The sequence below is a fragment of the Pseudomonas arabinosi genome (assembly GCF_047758675.1).
Classification (GTDB): Bacteria; Pseudomonadota; Gammaproteobacteria; order Pseudomonadales; family Pseudomonadaceae; genus Aquipseudomonas; species Aquipseudomonas arabinosi.
In genome coordinates, this window is sequence record NZ_CP180480.1 from 3,731,072 (window position 1) to 3,749,601 (window position 18,530).

14 protein-coding genes are annotated in these 18,530 nt (G+C 56.9%); 1 reads left to right on the top strand and 13 read right to left on the bottom strand.

Translation table 11 applies throughout. The features are described 5' to 3' along the window. Nucleotides 1–66: 66 nt before the first annotated feature. On the top strand, nucleotides 67–1,368 hold the full coding sequence (locus tag ACMXYJ_RS17540; protein ID WP_415756179.1) for an OprD family porin: 1,302 nt from the start codon (nucleotides 67–69) through the stop codon (nucleotides 1,366–1,368). Between the two features lie 317 nt (nucleotides 1,369–1,685). Here ACMXYJ_RS17540 and ACMXYJ_RS17545 read toward each other — a convergent pair whose 3' ends face one another. From ACMXYJ_RS17545 to ACMXYJ_RS17605, 13 genes are all read right to left on the bottom strand, one after another. Then, the gene (locus ACMXYJ_RS17545; protein ID WP_415756180.1) at nucleotides 1,686–2,711 is read right to left on the bottom strand and encodes an IS110 family transposase; all 1,026 of its coding nucleotides are present in this window, start codon (nucleotides 2,709–2,711) and stop codon (nucleotides 1,686–1,688) included. A 130-nt stretch (nucleotides 2,712–2,841) separates the two neighbouring features. Continuing rightward, entirely contained in the window at nucleotides 2,842–3,786 is a 945-nt protein-coding gene (locus ACMXYJ_RS17550) for a carbohydrate kinase family protein (protein ID WP_415756181.1), read from the bottom strand. Between the two features lie 13 nt (nucleotides 3,787–3,799). Continuing rightward, nucleotides 3,800–5,296 (bottom strand): xylulokinase, encoded by a 1,497-nt coding sequence (xylB, locus tag ACMXYJ_RS17555; protein ID WP_415756182.1) that lies wholly within the window; start codon nucleotides 5,294–5,296, stop codon nucleotides 3,800–3,802. Nucleotides 5,297–5,471: 175 nt separating this feature from the next. Then, a complete protein-coding gene (locus ACMXYJ_RS17560) occupies nucleotides 5,472–6,944 on the bottom strand; it encodes a mannitol dehydrogenase family protein (protein ID WP_415756183.1) in 1,473 nt (490 codons plus the stop codon). 15 nt (nucleotides 6,945–6,959) lie between these two features. Beyond that, nucleotides 6,960–8,063, bottom strand: coding sequence for an ABC transporter ATP-binding protein (locus ACMXYJ_RS17565; protein WP_415756184.1), 1,104 nt, complete (start codon nucleotides 8,061–8,063; stop codon nucleotides 6,960–6,962). 166 nt (nucleotides 8,064–8,229) lie between these two features. Continuing rightward, a complete protein-coding gene (locus ACMXYJ_RS17570) occupies nucleotides 8,230–9,060 on the bottom strand; it encodes a carbohydrate ABC transporter permease (RefSeq protein WP_046047128.1) in 831 nt (276 codons plus the stop codon). A gap of 10 nt (nucleotides 9,061–9,070) precedes the next feature. Next, nucleotides 9,071–9,997: a carbohydrate ABC transporter permease gene (locus tag ACMXYJ_RS17575; RefSeq protein WP_415756185.1), complete on the bottom strand. Its 927-nt coding sequence runs from the start codon at nucleotides 9,995–9,997 to the stop codon at nucleotides 9,071–9,073. Between the two features lie 152 nt (nucleotides 9,998–10,149). Then, nucleotides 10,150–11,460 (bottom strand): ABC transporter substrate-binding protein, encoded by a 1,311-nt coding sequence (locus ACMXYJ_RS17580; protein ID WP_415756186.1) that lies wholly within the window; start codon nucleotides 11,458–11,460, stop codon nucleotides 10,150–10,152. A 228-nt stretch (nucleotides 11,461–11,688) separates the two neighbouring features. Beyond that, on the bottom strand, nucleotides 11,689–12,594 hold the full coding sequence (locus ACMXYJ_RS17585) for an AraC family transcriptional regulator (protein ID WP_129444280.1): 906 nt from the start codon (nucleotides 12,592–12,594) through the stop codon (nucleotides 11,689–11,691). Nucleotides 12,595–12,673: 79 nt separating this feature from the next. Beyond that, nucleotides 12,674–13,555: a phospholipase gene (locus tag ACMXYJ_RS17590; protein WP_415756187.1), complete on the bottom strand. Its 882-nt coding sequence runs from the start codon at nucleotides 13,553–13,555 to the stop codon at nucleotides 12,674–12,676. Between the two features lie 191 nt (nucleotides 13,556–13,746). Next, entirely contained in the window at nucleotides 13,747–14,610 is an 864-nt protein-coding gene (locus ACMXYJ_RS17595) for a phospholipase (protein WP_415756188.1), read from the bottom strand. A 146-nt stretch (nucleotides 14,611–14,756) separates the two neighbouring features. After that, complete coding sequence (locus ACMXYJ_RS17600) at nucleotides 14,757–16,052, bottom strand: glycosyltransferase (protein ID WP_415756189.1); 1,296 nt, start codon at nucleotides 16,050–16,052, stop codon at nucleotides 14,757–14,759. 107 nt (nucleotides 16,053–16,159) lie between these two features. Beyond that, nucleotides 16,160–18,529 carry a hypothetical protein gene (locus ACMXYJ_RS17605; protein WP_415756190.1) on the bottom strand — a complete coding sequence of 790 codons (2,370 nt, stop codon included), beginning with the start codon at nucleotides 18,527–18,529 and terminating at the stop codon, nucleotides 16,160–16,162. Between the last annotated feature and the right edge of the window lies 1 nt (nucleotide 18,530).

Genomic DNA, 18,530 nt, shown 5'->3' on the forward strand with positions numbered 1-18,530 from the left:
GGGGCGAAGGCTATTTTTTGGCTTATTGCGCCTTGCGCAAACGCTGCACTGTTGGAGCTTTTTTTCATGCGTCCCCCCTTTATTCTCATCACCGCGCGCCAGTCACTCGGCTTCGGCGCTTTAGTCCTGTGCGCCGGTTTTACCGAGTCGGCTTTTGCGAGCGGTTTTATCGACGACACCACGGCGAAAATCGAATCGCGCACGGTGTATTTCAATCGCGACTTTCGGGATGGGCACACGTCCACCGAGCAGGGCGCTTCGAAGCGTGAAGAGTCGGCTCAAGGTTTTATTCTCAATCTGCAATCGGGTTACACCGAAGGCACCGTCGGTTTCGGTATCGATGCCTTGGGCATGCTGGGGCTCAAGCTCGACTCCAGCGCCGACAGCAGCAACAGCGGTTTGCTGCCGTCCACGGGACAGGATCCGCGCGGGTCGAAAGATGAATACGCGAAACTGGGCCTGACCGCCAAAGTGCGATTCTCGCAAAGTGTATTGAAGTACGGCGCACTGCTGCCTGACGTGCCGCTGCTGAAGTACAACGACGGTCGTTTGCTGCCGACAATGTTCAACGGCGCAATGCTCACGTCCAAAGAGGTCAAGGACCTGACCTTTATGGCGGCGCGGCTGGACAAGTACACCGCCCGGGATTCCACCGACTCCCAGGACATCCGCGTGCACTGCAAGAACAAGCGTTATGCCTGTAACGTCACCGCCGATCATTTCGACATGTACGGCTTCGATTACAAGATCAACGAGCGCCTGACCGGTCAGTATCACTACGCCGAGCTGGAGGACATCTACCGTCAGCACTTCGTCGGTTTGCTGGCCAACCAGCCGTTGGGCGAGGGCGTGCTCAAGGCTGACCTTCGGCTGCTCAAGAGTGCCGACAGCGGCGCCGCTCGTGCAGGCTCCATCGACAACCGCGCCCTGAGCGGCATGCTCGCTTACGCCATCAGCGGCCACACCTTCAGCGCCGGTTGGCAGCGCATGAACGGCGACAATTCGATGCCGTATCTGGATGGGACCAATCCGTACCTGGTCAACTATGTGCAGGTCAACGACTTCGCGGCTGCGCAGGAGCGCTCGTGGCAATTGCGTTATGACTATGACTTCAAGGCGATTGGCATTAACGGACTGAGTTTCCTGACCCGTTATGTGAACGGTGATCACATCAAGGTGCTGGGCAGTGATCAGGAAGGGAAGGAGTGGGAGCGCGACAGCGAGCTCAAGTACGTGGTGCAGAGCGGGACGTTCAAAGATGTCAGCCTGCGATTGCGTAATGCGACGTACCGGACCAACTACGAGAAGTTTGCCCGGGATGTCGATGAGACCCGGTTGATTGTGAGTTACAACTTTTCGGTGTTGTGACAGTGAGACTGGCGGTGTAAGTGACACCGCCTTCGCGAGCAAGTCGGATCGCCGCACCGCCGCTCCCACATCTATGGTTACCCCCTTTTCTGCAATACTGTTTTTGATGCGTGTTTGGCTTGCTTTCATCTATCCGGCGTCTGAGTGGGGTTATGGCCCCGCGCCTCGATGAGAATCGATGCCCGACGATCCTAATTATTCGAACGGCCTTTCAGCCGTGTGGGAGCTCAGGGTTGTCGTCAGGCCGGTTGGCCGTTCACGTCATCAGTTATCCAGCATCGCAAAACCAGGTGGGTGGTGCTCGGGTGACAGCAGGGTCAGGCGTTCATCGCGGCTGGCCCTGCATCGAATTCAGTGTGGTGGGCCGCAATCGCCCAAGCGATCCTCGCCAGCTTGTTGGCCAGCGCACAGACCACATGGTTGGAGTGATGGTGGGTCAATAGCTGCCGGACCCAGTCCGCCAGCCAGCCTTTCTGGAGCTCCAGCCGCATCAAGTAAACACGGGCACACTGGACGAGCAGGCGCCTCTGGTTTCGATCACCGCGCTTGCTGATACCCAACAGTACGGTCTTGCCGCCAGTGGAATGCTGCTTGGGTACCAACCCGATCGAGGCCGAATAGCCTCGACCGCATTTGAACTGTTTGCCATCACCCAATTCGGCAGCCAGGACGCTGGAGGTGATCGGGCCGACACACGGGATGGTCATCAGGCGAGATGCCAGATCATCTCCAGCGGCCTGGTTTTCCACGTCCTTGTCCAGCTTTTTGACCTGCCCGTCCAGGTAGTTGAAGTGCTCATGCAGCATCATCAGGGTCTCTTTGATGCGCTCAGAAAATGAGCTCGCCTCAACCAGCGCCGGAACATCTTTGATTGATTTGAAGCTTGGGGACAGGCTGACGCCAACCTCCAGAAGGGCGGCGTGAATCCGATTGACGGTAGCGGTGCGGTCTTTGATGAACGAATCGCGTGTCGAGTTGAGCATGGCCAGCGCCTGCTGATCCTGGGTTTTTGGGTGCACAAAGCGCATCGTTGGGCGAGTTGCCGCCTCGCCGATCGCCTCAGCATCAGCGAAGTCGTTCTTGTTGCTTTTCACGTAAGGACGCACGAGATGCGGCGCAATGAGCTTGGGCGTATGCCCCAGCTTTGCGACCTCCTGCGCCATGTAGTGGGCGCCACCACAGGCTTCCATCACGACGGTGCAGGGTTCGATATTCGCCAGGTGCTGCATGAGCGCGGCGCGAGTAAATTTTTTGCGGTAAAGCTCATGACCACGATCATCCTGCGCATGCAGGTGAAAGGTGTGTTTGCCCAAGTCGATGGCGGCAATGGCTACTTTGTTCATGGCAACGGTCTCCGGTGAGCCCCCTGTGAAAGCTTAGTGGGCGATCGCAGGGGGCGGCGGGGGTAGCCATTTCATTATTCGACCGCGATCCAATGTGGGAGCGGGCTTGCTCGCGAAGAGGCCATAAGCCTCAGCGAAGATCCAACTGATGGCGATATGGCAAGTCCGGCCCGGTCTTGCTGCACGTCAGCGCTGCTGCTTGCACTGCAAATTTGAGCATCGCATCAATTTGCTCACGACTCAGTTGCTGCACGCCCTCAACCGAATCCATCTGCTGCTCCGTCAGCCAGGTAATCAACGCCGCCTGGAACGTATCGCCAGCCCCCACGGTGTCAGCGATTTTCACTGAGCTCGCCGGCACCGACCATGAACCATGGGCACGACTGAACACCGTCGCCCCCTCGCCACCACGGGTCAGAAACACCAACTGACAACGATGCTGCAGCCAGCCTTCAATCACCCGTTGCGGATCCTGCTCGGGGTACAACAGGCTCAAATCCTCATCGCTGACTTTGATCAGGTCGGCCAGCTCAACCAAGGTCGCAATCCGCGAACGCCACAGGTCGATATTCGGCTCAGGATTGAGCCGCACGTTGGGGTCAAGGCTGATCAAGCGTTTACCGCTTTCCCTGCGTACCAGTGCCAACAGCGTGTCGGCAATCGGTTGTACCACCAGCGAAAACGAACCGATGTGCAGGCCGCGTACCTCAGGGCCCAGTTCCGGCAGATGCTCGGTTTTCAGCTGACGATCCGCGCAACCTTCACCCCGGAAGCTGTAATGCGGTGAACCATTGGCACCGACGGCCACCATCGCCAGGGTCGAAGGCGCAGCGAAATCCACCAGGTAATCCGGGCGCACGCCTTCATCCTGCAGGACCTGTTGCAAGCGTCGACCGAGATAGTCGGTGGACAGGCCGGCAAACAGCGCCGCGTCCACGCCCAAACGGCGCAAACCCACCGCGACGTTGAACGGCGAGCCGCCGGCAATCGCCTTGAAATTCACTTTTGAAGCCAGGCCGCTGGCGTCGTCTTCACTGAAGAAATCGAACAGCGCTTCGCCACACACCAAGTACATAGTTATTCACTCTTCAAAGGGTTGCGACATGCTGTTGATAGCGTTCGTAGGCCTGCTGACAGGCCGCCACATTGTCTGCGATCGGCAAGGTTTCGCTGGCTGGATCGACCTTCACGCAACGCTCGCATAGATCCGCCAGGCTGTCTTCATGCCCATTTGCCCAGGACTTGCACCACGCGGCCTGAATCGCGGCGCCAAGGGCCGCGGCTTCGCTTTGTTCGGTGCAGATCACTGAGGTGTTCATGATGTCAGCGACGATCTGACGCCACACCGGGCTTTTCGAGCCGCCGCCGATCAGGCAAATGCTGCGGCTTTGTAAGCCATTCTGGCGCAGCAGGTCCAGTCCATAACGCAAACCGAAGGTCGTGCCTTCGACCACCGCGCGGCACAGGTTGGCCTGAGTCAGGTTGGTCATCGTCAATCCCAGCAGGCTGCCGGATGCATGGGGCAGGGCGGGGACGCGCTCGCCGTTGAGGAACGGCAGCATGCACACGCCTTCGGCACCGATGGGTGCGTGCTCAACGAGGGCATTGAACTGCTCGATATCCAGTTCGAACAACTCGCGAATCACACCGGTGGCATTGGTCAGGTTCATGGTGCAGATCAGCGGCAGCCAGCCACCGCTGGAGGAGCAGAACGTTGCCACTGACGCGTCCGGACTGACTTTCGGTTGATCCGCATAGGCGTACACCGTCCCCGAAGAACCGAGGCTCATGGTGATAGCGCCGGGTTTGATGTTGCCGGTGCCGATGGCGCCCATCATGTTGTCGCCACCGCCGCTGGAGACCAGCGCCTGCGGGTTGATGCCCAGGTGTTCGGCGATGCTCGGCAGGATCGTGCCGACCGCTTGATGAGCGTCAATCAGCTCCGGCAGCGCGGCTTGCAGTCGCCCGGTGGGGTCGATGTCACGCAGCAGCTGCAAGTCCCATTGGCGGGTGCGCACGTTGAAATAGCCGGTGCCCGAGGCGTCGCCGTACTCACTGCAACTGCGGCCGGTAAGCCAATAGTTGAGGTAGTCATGGGGCAGCAGGATGCGGGCGATGCGAGCGAAAATCTGCGGATGTTGTTCTTTGGTCCAGAGCAGTTTGGAAACGGTGTAGCCCGGCGCGATCACAACGCCGAGGCGTTCCAGGGAGCCTTTTTCGCCACCCAGATGGGCAAGCAGACGGTCGTTTTCCGGGGTGGATTCGGTGTCACACCAGAGTTTGGCCGGACGCAGCACCTGGCCCTGATCGTCTAGCAGCACCAGCCCATGTTGCTGACCGGAAACGCCGATGCCAAGGATGTCCTGGCCGTCGACCTTCGCCGCGAGCAATGCACGGCGGGTGGCAAGCGCGAAGGCCTCGAGCCATTGCGAGGTGTCTTGCTCGCGGCGGCCATTGGCGCCACTGATCAGGCTGTGCGCGGCGGCACCCTGGCCGAGCACCTGACCGCTGACGGCGTCGAGGATGATGGCTTTGGTGCCTTGGGTGCCGCAGTCGATGCCGAGGAATAGTTGTTGGTTTGCCATGGAAGATCCTTGGTGTGTCAGGTCGATCTCGGTGAAGCCATTCGCGAGCAGGCTCGCTCCCACACTCGATCTGAGGTGGCCACGAATGTTGTGTACGCCAGCTATCTATTGTGGGAGCGGCGGTGCGGCGATCCGACTTGCTCGCGAAGACTGTGCAGCAGGTTCACCGTCGTGCTTACGCCAATACCCGCTCCAGAGTCCGCGTCACGCCGACATCGCGCAAGCTGTTACAGCACCACTCAAACGCCGCCACAAACTCGGGCGAATGCGGAATCGCCGTACCAAATATCTCCTCAACCTCCAGCAACCGCTGCGTGATCAACGCATCATCCGCCACCAGCGCCTGACAGAACTCCGCCCGCGGATCAGGAATGCTGTAGGTATCGCCATTCTCGTCCACGCCCTTCAAATACAACGCCCAAGCAGCCACCACTAACGCCGCCCGTTTGGTCTCCTGTCCATCAGCAATCAACCGATTGATCGTCGGCACGGTGAACTTAGGAAACTTCGACGAACCGTCCGAACACACGCGCTCCAGCTGATCGGCAATCGCCTGGTTGGAGAAGCGCGCCTCCAGAGTGTTTTTGTACTCGGTCAGGTCAATCCCCGGCACGGGCGACAGTTGCGGGGTCACGTCCAAGTCCATGTAGGCACGCATGTAGCGCACGAACAGCGGGTCGTTCATGGTTTCGTGAACGAAGCGGTAACCCTTCAAAAAACCCAGATAAGTGAGTGCGAGGTGACTGCCGTTGAGCAGTTTGATCTTCATCTCTTCGTAGGGCGTGACGTCGTCGGTGAACTGCACGCCGACCTTTTCCCAGGCTGGACGGCCGTTGACGAACTTGTCTTCCAGCACCCACTGCACAAACGGTTCGCAGACCACCGGCCAGGCATCGTCGATAGCGTGTTTATCGTGCAGTTGCAGCTTGTGTTCGGTGCTGGTCATCGGCGTGATGCGGTCGACCATCGCGTTGGGAAAACTCACGTGGGTGGCGATCCATTCCCCCAGCTCGGCATCGCGCAGGGCGGCGAACGCCAGTAACGCTTTGCGAGTGACCGCGCCGTTGTGCGGCAGGTTATCGCAGGACATCAAAGTGAACGCAGGCGTGCCGGCTGCACGGCGTTTGGCCAGTGCGGCGCAGAGAAAACCGAACACGGTTTTCGGTGCGCTCGGGTGTGCCAGGTCGTGCTGGATCTGCGGCAGCTGGGCCATGAACTCGCCGTTGCTGTCGTCGATGCAGTAGCCGCCTTCGGTAATGGTCAGCGAAACGATACGGATCTGGGGGCTGGCGAGTTTGTCGATCAACGCTTGCGCGCCGTCTTCAGCCAGCAGCATGTCGCGAATCGCGCCGATGACCCGGACTTCGGTGTCGTCGGTATCCCCAAGCTCGAACAGGGTGAAGAGGTAATCCTGCTCTTTAAGATCGTCCCGGGCGCGACGGTCTTCGGCGCGCAGGCCGACGCCGCAAATCGCCCAGTCCAGGTCTTCGCCGGTGTTCATCAACGCATCGGTGTAATACGCCTGATGCGCCCGGTGGAAACCGCCGACGCCAATGTGCGCGATGCCTTGGCGGGTGTCGCTCAGGGCGTAGGCGGGCAGGACCACCTCGGGGGCGAGGCGGTTGAGGTTCTGTTTATTCAGTTTCATCACATGCTCTCTAAATCAGGCCGCAGCGCGCAACGGGCGGGTCAGCGCCACACCGTCGGCATCGAATAAATGGCAGTGCTCGGCGTCCAGATGCAGGCTCAGCGACTCGCCATAACGGCTGGCCAGGTCGCCGCGAACGCGCATGGTCAAGGCTTCGCCGGACGAGGTCACCACGTGGCAGAAAGTGTCGCTGCCCAGGCGTTCGCTGACGTCGGCCGTGACCTGCAAAGTGCAGTCGCCGATTTGCGCGAGGTTGAGGTGTTCCGGGCGAATGCCCAACGTCACCGCACCACCGACGCTCAGGTTGGCGCCGCTCAGCGGCAACGTGATGCGGGTGCCGGCGTCCAGCAGTACTTCGCAGCTCTGGCTTTCGACGCGGGTGACTTTACCCTTGAGGAAACCCATTTTCGGCGTGCCCAGGAACCCGGCGACAAACAGGTTGGCCGGCTGGTGATACAGGTCCAGTGGCGAGCCGACTTGTTCGACTTTGCCTCCATTGAGGACCACGACTTTGTCGGCCATGGTCATGGCTTCGACCTGGTCGTGGGTCACGTAGATCATCGTGGCTTTGAGTTCTTTGTGCAGTCGCAACAGTTCCAGGCGCATCTGCACCCGCAGGGCGGCGTCGAGGTTGGACAGTGGCTCGTCGAACAAGAAAATCTTCGGATTGCGCACGATGGCCCGGCCGATGGCCACGCGCTGACGCTGACCGCCGGACAACTGTTTCGGCTTGCGTTCGAGCATCGGCCCGAGTTCGAGGATGCGTGCTGCTTCGCCGACTTTCTTCTCGACTTCGGCTTTCGGTACGCCGGCCAGGTCGAGGGCAAACGACATGTTTTTGCGCACACTCATGTGCGGGTACAGGGCGTAGGTCTGGAATACCATCGCCAGGTCGCGTTTGGCCGGGCTGACTTCGGTGATGTCGCGGCCATCGAGCTCGATGGTGCCGCCGCTGACTTCTTCCAGGCCGGCAATCAGGCGCAGCAACGTGGATTTGCCGCAGCCTGATGGCCCGACGAACACCACGAACTCGCGGTCGTTCACTTCCAGGTCGATGCCTTTGATGATGGAAAAGCCTTCGAAGCCTTTTTGCAGATTCTTGATTTTCAGGTTGGCCATGATGATGGGCCTCCACTTGTTGTTATTCAGTTGAGCCGTGCGGGCTTTTTTTGTGGGAGTGAGCCTGCTCGCGATGAGGCCGTGTCAGTCAACATCACTGTTGAATGACACTCCGCCATCGCGAGCAGGCTCGCTCCCACAGTGGATCGCGTTGAGTCGGCGAGCTTCATTTCACGGCGCCGAACGACAGGCCGCGGACCAATTGTTTCTGGCTGATCCAGCCGAAGATCAGGATCGGCGCGCAGGCCAGGGTCGACACCGCCGACAACTTGGCCCAGAACAGACCTTCGGGACTGGAGTAGGAGGCGATCAATGCGGTCAACGGTGCGGCTTTCGACGAAGTCAGGTTCAAGGACCAGAACGCCTCGTTCCAGCACAGGATCAGCGACAGCAATACCGTGGACGCCAGCCCGCCCTTGGCAATCGGCAGCAGCACCCGGACCATTTCCTGCCACAGCGTGGCGCCGTCGAGGCGCGCGGCTTCGAGGATGTCCTTGGGGATGTCTTTGAAGTAGGTGTAAATCATCCAGACCACGATCGGCAGGTTGATCAGCGTGTAGATCACGATCAGTGCGATACGGGTATCGAGCAGGCCGAAACTCTTGGCCAGCAGGTAGATCGGCATCAGCACGCCCACCGGTGGCAGCATCTTGGTGGAGAGCATCCACAGCAGCGTGCCTTTGGTGCGCTGGGTTTCGTAGAACGCCATCGAGTACGCCGCCGGCACCGCGATCAGCAGGCACAGAGCCGTGGCGCTGAACGAAATCACCACCGAGTTCCAGGCGAAGCTGAAATAGTCGCTGCGCTCGTTGATGTGTAGGTAGTTCTCCAGTGTCGGCGTGAAGATGAACTGCGGCGGCGTGGCGAACGCATCGATTTCGGTTTTGAAACTGGTCATCACCATCCAGAAGATCGGGAAGAAGATCAGGATCGCGATGGCCCAGGCCAGGGTGCCGAGCAGCAGGCTTTGCAGACGGCGGGATTGTTGAAGGGTCATGGCGCAGGCCTCAGGCTTTGTCTGTCAGGTTTTTGCCGATCATGCGCACCAGCACGATGGCCGCGATGTTGGCGATCACCACCGCGATCAAGCCACCGGCGGACGCCATGCCGACGTCGAACTGCACCAGCGCCTGGTTGTAGATCAGGTAGGCAAGGTTGGTCGAGGCGTAACCGGGGCCACCGTTGGTGGTGGTGAAGATTTCGGCGAACACCGACAGCAGGAAGATGGTTTCGATCATCACCACGACGGCAATCGGCCGCGCCAGGTGCGGCAGGGTCAGGTGCCAGAAGATCGCGATCGGCCCGGCACCGTCGAGGCGCGCGGCTTCCTTCTGTTCCTGGTCGAGGGACTGCATGGCGGTCATCAGGATCAGGATCGCGAAGGGCAGCCATTGCCAGGACACAATGATGATGATCGACAGCAGCGGGTAGTGCGCCAGCCAGTCCACCGGCTGCGCCCCGAACAGCTTCCAGACGTAGGCGAGAATTCCCGACACCGGATGGAAAATCAGGTTCTTCCAGATCAGCGCACCGACGGTGGGCATGATGAAAAACGGCGAGATCAGCATCACCCGTACGATGCCGCGACCGAGAAACTCACTGGCCTCCAGCAGCGCACTGATCAACACGCCAAACACCACGCTGATCAGCAGCACGCTGCCGACCAGCAACAAGGTGTTGGTGGCGCCGGGCAGGAAACCCGAGTCGCTGAGGAAGTAGCTGAAGTTCTCCAGCCCCACGAACTGGTTTTCGCCGGGGTAGAGCAGGTTGTAGCGGATCAGCGAGAAGTAAACGGTCATGCCCAACGGCACGATCATCCACAGCAGCAACAACGCCACCGAGGGGCTGACCAGAAACCAGCCGGGGTTGGACAACCGGCTTTTACGCACCGGCTGGGGAATGTCCATGTGAGCTTTGGCAGTTGAAATATTCATGGCGATAGAACCGATTCATGCAGACCAATGAAGATCCACTGTGGGAGCGAGCTTGCTCGCGATGGCGATGTGTCAGTCACTCACAATGTTGAATGGGAGACGGTCATCGCGAGCAAGCTCGCTCCCACAGAAGGCGGGAGCAGGTTGCGGGGTTACTTGGGGTAACCGGCGCGCTTCATTTCACGTTCGGTGGTTGACTGGGCAGCGGTCAAGGCCTGGTCGACCGTGGTCTGGCCGATCAGTGCCGCCGAGAACAGTTTGCCGACCTGGGTGCCCACGGCCTGGAATTCAGGAATGGTCACCAACTGGATGCCGATATACGGCACGGGCTTGAGGGTAGGCTTGCTCGGGTCCGCGGCTTTCAGCGACTCGAGGGTCACCTTGGCGAACGGCGCAGCCTTCATGTACTCATCGCTGTACGTCGAAGCGCGGGTACCTGGCGGTACGTTGGCAATGCCGTCTTTCTCGGCAACCAAGGCGCCGTATTCCTTGGACGTGGCCCAGGCGCTGAAGGTTTTCGCGGCGTCCTTGGCCTTGGAACTGGTTGGAATCGCCAGCGCCCAGGAATACAACCAGGCCGAGCCTTTGTCGGTGGTCTCGTGCGGAGCGTAGGTGAAGCCGACGTGTTCGCTGACCTTGCTTTGGGTCTTGTCGGTAACAAAGGAGCCTGCGACGCTGGCATCGACCCAGATTGCGCATTTACCACTGTTGAACAGCGCGAGGTTTTCGTTGAAACCGTTGCTCGACGCGCCCGGCGGGCCGGATTTCTTCATGGTGTCGACGTAGAAGTTCAGCGCGTTTTTCCACTCGGGGCCGGTGAATTCCGGTTTCCACTGCTCATCGAACCAGCGCGCACCATAGGCATTGGCGACGGTGGTGATCAGCGCCATGTTCTCGCCCCAGCCGGCCTTGCCGCGCAGGCAGATGCCGTACTGTTCTTTATCCTTATTGGTGAGTTTGCTGGCGAATTCGCTGATCTGGGTCCAGGTCGGGTGCTCGGGCATGGTCAACCCGGCCTCCTTGAACAGATCGGTGCGGTAATAGGTGATGGAGCTTTCGGCGTAGAAGGGCAAGGCATACAGCGAACCCTTGACCGACAGGCCTTCACGCACCGATGGGAAGACGTCGTCGAGGGCGTAACTGGCCGGCAAGTCCTTCATCGGCTCCAGCCAACCTTTGGCGCCCCAGAGTGCGGCTTCGTACATGCCTATGGTCAACACATCGAACTGTCCGCCTTGAGTGGCGATGTCGGTGGTCAGGCGTTGGCGCAGGACATTTTCTTCCAGCACCACCCAATTGAGCTTGATGTCCGGATGCGCGGCCTCGAAGGTCTTCGAGAGTTTTTGCATGCGGATCATGTCGCTGTTGTTGACGGTGGCGATGGTCAGGGGCTGGGCGCCGAGGCTGACGCTGCTGAGGGTCATGCAGGTGAGGGCAAGCAGAGCTTTTACAGAAGGTTGCATCGTGCACTCCTTTTCTGCACCCGGCGGGTTACAGAAGGACAGTTATTGTTTTTGTGTCTTCCGACGGCAGGAAGAATGTGCACTGATTACAGCCTTCAATTGATGACGTGACAAATCATCCATCGCACTTGAATCGATACTATTTTGCACTGGTGTTTGGAGGGAGAGGTGCAGGGAACGGCTTTTTAGCGGTTAGACCCTATGGATTCCGTACAGGTTTTCAGGCGTTTAACCCAGGTTCTGCTCAGTCAACCGCTGCACGGCCAATCGCCGGTAATGGGACGGCGTCATGCCCTTGAGTTGCTGAAAACGCCGATTGAAGTTGGAAATATTGTTGAAGCCCGATTCGAAACACACATCGGTTACCGGTTTGTCACCGTCGGCCAGCAGCTCACAGGATTTGCTGATGCGCAGTCGATTGACGAATTCGATGAAGCAGCGGCCGGTGGCTTGCTTGAACACTCGACTGAAATAAGTCGGCTTCATGCCCAAGTGCTCGGCGACTTCCTCCAGCGGCAGTTCACGAGCGTAATGCGCGAAGATGTAATCCACCGCCCGGTTGGTGCGATCAATATTGTGCTCGTCGGCCAATTGCGGTGTCGTGGCCCCGGACAGCAGTTGATAGTCGTCAGAGGTCGCCAGCAACTCCAACAGAATGAAAAAGTGCCCAAGGCGCGTCACTCCTTTGGTGTCGGCGATGCGCTGCATCAACGTCATGGCCTGGCGAATGGTGCGCTTGCAGCGAAACTCGATGCCGTACTGGGCGCGCTCCAACAGCGGCGCCAGCGTTTTGAGCTCGGCAAACACCAAGTGGCCGCTGTCGAATAACTCATCCGTGAAGTTGACCAGCATGTCGCGCTTGGGCACCACTTCGTCTTCGGCCACCTGGCTGATCCAGTTGTGGGGCAGGTTGGGGCCGGTGAGGAATAGTGATTCTGGATAGAAGTTACCGATGTAGTCACCGATGAACACTTTGCCGGAGCTGGCGACGATCAGGTGCAGCTCGTATTCCTTGTGAAAATGCCAGCGCACCAACGGGCAAGGAAAACCATGCTGGCGATAGATGATGGACAACCCGTTGTGGTCGTCCATCAGTTCGTAGGAGGGGTCTGTCACGCGGGCTGTTCGGGTCATGTCAGGACGCTTTTCTTGTTATCGCTGTCGGATCATGCCTCTTTTGGCGCCTGCTGTGCCAGCCTGCCACGACTTTCGCTCAGGCCCGCTCGTGCAACCTGTCTCCGTAAACCGCTTTCATGCTGGTGGCGCTCCAGCAGTAGCGGACAATATCCGCCTCTTCAAAAAAATCTGTGCTGATGATGCTGCAACGGGTGACCCAGTCGCGGGTGGTGTGGAACCAGTCGTTGATTTGGTTTTTGATGTGCTGCGGGCCACCCAACAGCGAATAGCACGTCGCCGGCAACGACCAAAGAAATGTATCGTAAGGCGCCCCCACGAGGGTGGTCTGGATATGCGAATGCAGATCGATGGTGTCGGTGAATACCTTGCCGTTCCATTTGTGAGGTACTTGCGGCCAGAAATACTCACTGTCGAGTCCAGGTTTCGCCTGTGCGGCCATGACTATGCGGCGCTGCGAACTGGCGCGCTTGAGCTGTTCCACGGTACTGCGCGCGTCCGAAGGACGGATCAAGCGCGAGCCCAGGTGGTGCATCAGAAAATCATTGAATTGTTGGTAGCCGAAAGGCTTCGCTGCATCCCCTAACTGGTGGAAGTCGAGGACAATGAATTCGTCCGGGTTTCGGTCGAGGAATGACGTCAGCGCGTCGATCAGTTCATCGAGAATGCGGTGGGATTGATAGCCGTTGTGATGGAAGTAGAACACCGGTACTACCGGGCCGGCGGTACAGCCAAGCCGGATATCGAACGCCCGTGCGCCGTTGGCCAGTTGCCAGGCAAATGAGTCGTTCTGGCACGTCGTCCAGTTGCCTACCACCACCTCATAGTTGGGCGCTTTTTTGTCCATTCCGGCGTTGTGCGTTCCAGGCCAGACAATATCAGTCAGCTTCAACTGGCCGATATCCAGTACGTTGCTCATCCATTTCTGTTTGTCGAGTGTGGGTGCTGTATTGCGGGTCATGACAGTTCCTTGTCGTTGATTCGCCCCATCCGTAGGGAGAAGAAGTTCATGTGTCGGATGTAGCTGAGTGCCACATCCGTATCACTGGCCTGAGACAAAAGGCTTTCATGACCCAGCATAGAAGTGCGTGACAGTATTGCCAGCGTCGGAAACACTTACACAAGAATAGCTATTTGATGGCGCGGAAATTGTTAATTCCGCTTGCTCGCTTTGGTCAGGTTTACAATCCGGCAATAAGAGACAATGTTGGACTCTTCAATAAAATCGACATTGATAATGTTGCACTTTGACGCCCAGTCGCTTTTCTTCGGATCGAACCAGAAATTAAGCTCTTCATGAATATCCACGGGGCCACCGAGAGCGCTGTAACTGGTGGCGGAAAGCGACCACGGTGCCCATGTGCCTGGCGGGTTTTTTAGTACATTAATAATATGTTTTTCCAACTCAGCGGTACTGGTAATACCGCTGCCAGACCATTTGTGCCCGATCTGCTCGACAAATACGTTTTGATCGAGTGCCCTGTTCCAAGGGGCCGCGACCAAAATTCTTTGTACAGAACTGATTTGTTTGAGTTGACGGAAACTCAGAGACCGGTTTTTGGTGGGGATTATGCGATGGCCGAGAAAGTTCATCATCATGCTATTGAAGTAAGCGAAATCAAACTGATCCCCCTTCAGTTCATGAAAGTCCAGGATGATGAATTCGTCGGGGTTCTCCCGAAGAAATTTTTCCACATCGGTTACAAGGTTCCCCAAGGTTCGACCATTGCGGTAACCGTTGTGATGAATGCAGAATTTCCCGAGTCCCTGCGCGTTAGCGTCGTACATTAAACGGATATCGAGTGCTCGAGAGCCGTGGCTCAGCTGGGCATAAAAAGATTTGTGCTGACAGGCGAGCCAGTGGGCGCCTGGAATCAGCGGCCAGGATGCTTTCCAGTCGGAGCCCGCGTTATGGGTGCCTGGTAGCGTCAATTCGCAGAGCGACAATGTATCAATTTCCGGAGTGGCGGTCATCCAGTTGTTAAGTGTGTGATTACTCTGAACAAAGTTGTCCATTTAATGCATCCTTGCATTGGTTTGTTAAGGGTTGGTTGTGCCGAACCTAACTCATCAAGTTAAAGTCCGGCTGGGTGTTTATAGGGGCAGTGTTAAGCCTGGTAAATAATGGTGATAATGCAAAATGTTTGCTGCTGGAATAAGTGTTATAACGGATTTCGATTCTTTGCTTCAATCCATTGCGCCATGTATCGCGTGCTTTTGTGGTGGTGATGACGCAGCATACTTCCCGTAAAGTTGTCGCTTCTAAGTTGTGCCAAGCGTTGTTGGCAATACAACAACTTTTCGATCAGCGCCGGACCATGTTCCGATTGTCGATAACGATCGGCCAGCAATGTCTTCCCTTGGGATTGGGCGTCAGTCCACAGAGCCTCGTCCTTGTACAGCTGAACCGCGCAATCGGCGAACGCCTGTGCTGTTCGGGTCACAGCGCCCGGCCAGAGATGTTCGCCATGCATCGCTTCTGCGCCGATTGGCGTTGTGATCGTGGGGGTGCCACACAACATGGCGTCGACAATTTTTCCTTTGATTCCGGCACCGAAGCGTAGGGGGGCCAGACAAATCCGTGCGCCAGACATGACTTTTAACGCATCTTCCGCCCAGTTCATTACGTGAAAACCCTGGCCGGGGTTGTGCAGCGCAGTCGCTTTGGGCGGTGTGTAAGCACCGTAAATGTGCAATTGAACCGTAGGCAGTTGTTGGCGGATCAGCGGCCAGATAGTGGTTTTCATCCAGAGCACCGCATCCCAGTTGGGTGCATGACGGAAGTTGCCGATACTGAGAAAGTGCGCGCGGTCTTCAAAAGAAACCGGTGGCGCGCTCGGTAGATCGACCATCAGCGGGCACCAGTGCAGCAAGTGGCGCGGCAGCTTGAATTGCTCGACCAGCAACTCGATCTCTACTTCGGAGATCATCAGATTCAAGTCGCAACGATAAATCGCTGCGATTTCCCGTTTAGCCAGATCGGTCTCGGCCATGAGTTTGAACTCTTCACGCAACGCCGGGGCGAACAAATCGTTGAAATCATTGGCGTCGTCACTGGCCTTCAAACGCTCCTTGAGGCGTTGATGGCGAGCATCCCGCAGGCTTTGCAGGTCGGAGGTCTCAAGCACGCGCAAGGCATCGGGGCAATGCTTCTCAACTCGCCAGCCGAACTGTTCTTCCATCATGAATCGATCGAACAGAACGATATCCGGGGCCAGTTCGTAGATGAACGTGTCGAAACTGCTGTTGTTCAATTCAATCGGGACTTCGCGAATGCCCAAGACCGTCAGGTCTGCCCGGTGCTCACCGGTGCCAGCCGGGCTACTGAACGTTATGTCCCAGCCTTGCTGCAAGAAGGTCTCGAGAATTTGCATCATATGCCCACCGGCCGCAGAAGAACGGGGCTCGGGCCAGACGTAACCAATGACCAGGACTTTGGTGGCGGGCGGCTGAGTCATGAACAGTGATCCTTTGCAGCAAGCGAGGGGGCAAAAAGGGCGCAATTAAACCACAGTACTGTAGTGGTCGCATGCGCCCTGTTTCAGTAACTCGGTACGTCTGAAACTCAGAGAATGTTGATTTTTACCAGTGTCTGCTCACTGATGTATCCATTGTTGGCATTTTTGAGTGCCGCTTTCATGATCTCTATATTCTGCTGATACGCCTGCTTGTTGGTCTTTAATTGGCTTAGCAACGATGTCGTCAATGCAAACGAGTCGGCATTTTTAAACGCCGTGCCGCGGTTGTAGTTGGTATTTGGAAAACTCGGCAGGCCCATGGATACCTTGCCGTTGGCGAGATTCAGGAGTGGACTTACGTCCAATTGCTGAGAACCATGCTGAAATATTCCGCTGTGTTCGGCGTAGGCGAAATCTTTGGTTTTCGGCGCACCGTGGAAAATTTCATGAACGAAAGTATCGGCTGTGATGCCCGGATTGAAATGATCCCTGCGATAAGCATCGTTGAAGTTGTTGCTGTAGACCCGGATGAATTCGTTATTGGCATTTTGTGCCTTGTTGCCGGTCTTCCAATCGTTGTAGAGCCCCCAATGCAGCTCGGCTATTGCGTCGCTTTCTTTACCGCTGTCGAGGATGAAGTTACCGGGTTTGATATTTGAAAGATCCTCTTTGACTGCAATCAGGTAGTCGCGGTAAGTACTTCGGGCTGCGGAAGAGTCATTCGCAAGCAGAAGGTCAAGAACCGCATTCGATTCCTTAATCAGCGCGGGGTCATTCAATACGTTGATTGCATCGTCTACTTTTCTGCTCGCGAGTGGTAAACCTTCCTTGATCACTGTACGAGCGTAACTTTTAGGCATGACTTTATGCCAGTGCGGGGTGGGCAGTTTAAGTTTGAAATCTAAACCCTTCAGTTTGGCTCCCCAAGGTTCGCCCAATCGGTTCAGAGCGTACCATTCGTCATTGCGGCGTATCCCCCATACCTGGAAGGCATCCTGGGAAGTTTGCGCGGGACGCCAGGTTCCTAGGCGAATAGTGTCAGGGTCGACAGTGGCGGCCAGTTGGCGGTGTGGCGTTATGTCCGACCATTTGCGTACGTCGAAAATCACGTTATCCAGTGCGGCCACGCGGTTGCGCAACAGTTTTGCACCATGTAGAAGCAAGTCGGATGCTCCGTCCAGCGGATTGAACAGGTTGCTCACCAACCCGAGTCCCGTCGAAGCGATCTTGCCGGCCTTGGTAGTAATGCTCATGCTTTTGGCCGCAAGACTGGCAATCTGAGCGACGGCTCCGACTACTAACAGAAGGGTCATCGTGGCTTCTAAAGTACAGGACGCCACCCCTTGGAATTGTCGATCCAGATCGTCTGAGCTCAGATCTTCGATGCATGATTTGAAGGGCACGACAAAGTTGAGAAACGTATCCAGATCCTTCTCCCGTTTTACGCGCAATGCCTCCAGCCTGGTCTGTCCCCAGCACTCTTTCACCAATTCATCGTAGGTCGCGACGGGTCTGTGCTTGAGTACGAAGTTCACCAACGGGTCGAACTCTGTCGAATAGAAACTATGGTAATAACCGTTGATTTCCGGCGTCAGTGGAGACGCTGACAATTCACCGATTTTTTCGATCACACCAGGACTGATGTTGACGAGGCCGGGTGTGACCCCATGGGTATAACACTCGATGTTCGTGGGCAGTTGAAGCACCTTCGCAGGAGGAGAGTAGTTTTTCTCATTGTTGTCAGCGGTTGTGCTTAAAAGGTTTTCCTCTTGGATAAGCGCTGCCAGCCGGGTGTTCTCGCGACAGGTTCCGTGCAAGGTGAATAATTCGTAACAACTCACTCGGCCTTCGAAGTGTGAACAGATGACTACACCGTAGCGACCCTTTGCCTCATCTATGTCCTTATGACTTTCCGTCGGTTTCCGCTCGGTCACTTTCAGGATCGTGTCAATGGTCGACGCTATGGGGTTCGTGGGAAGGCTGGTGATCGAGTGGAGTTTCGCGACTGACGGTCTTACGGTGAACATCATCACCTTACCTTTTAACAGGCGTGTCCGATCAGGCAGTGGCATTGATGAAAAAGCCTGCTTCAAATGCATGTTCATTGCTTGTACATGAGCCACATAGTCGCGATTGAACTGACGGTAGAACTCACCGTCAGGAGAAATCAGGTTGGGGAGCATTTGGGGAAACACTTTGTAAATGCTTTCGCCATTCTTCAGATCCCAGTCACCGGTCCCCAGATCATTGGACATGTGCAGTTCTACAGGCGATACGAGAAACGGGTCGGCGTAAGTATCCTCCAGAGGTCGATTTTTCTTTTGGTGAAGGACGTCGTTTTCAAGATAGGTACATCCTTTGGCGACCTGCTTGAGAATGTCCAGTGCGACGCCTTTGCGAGTCGGCAGAGGGCGAGACAATGTTTCGGCTGTTTCGGCAAGCGTCTTGGCATGTAGGGCATACGCGCCTAATGCCACT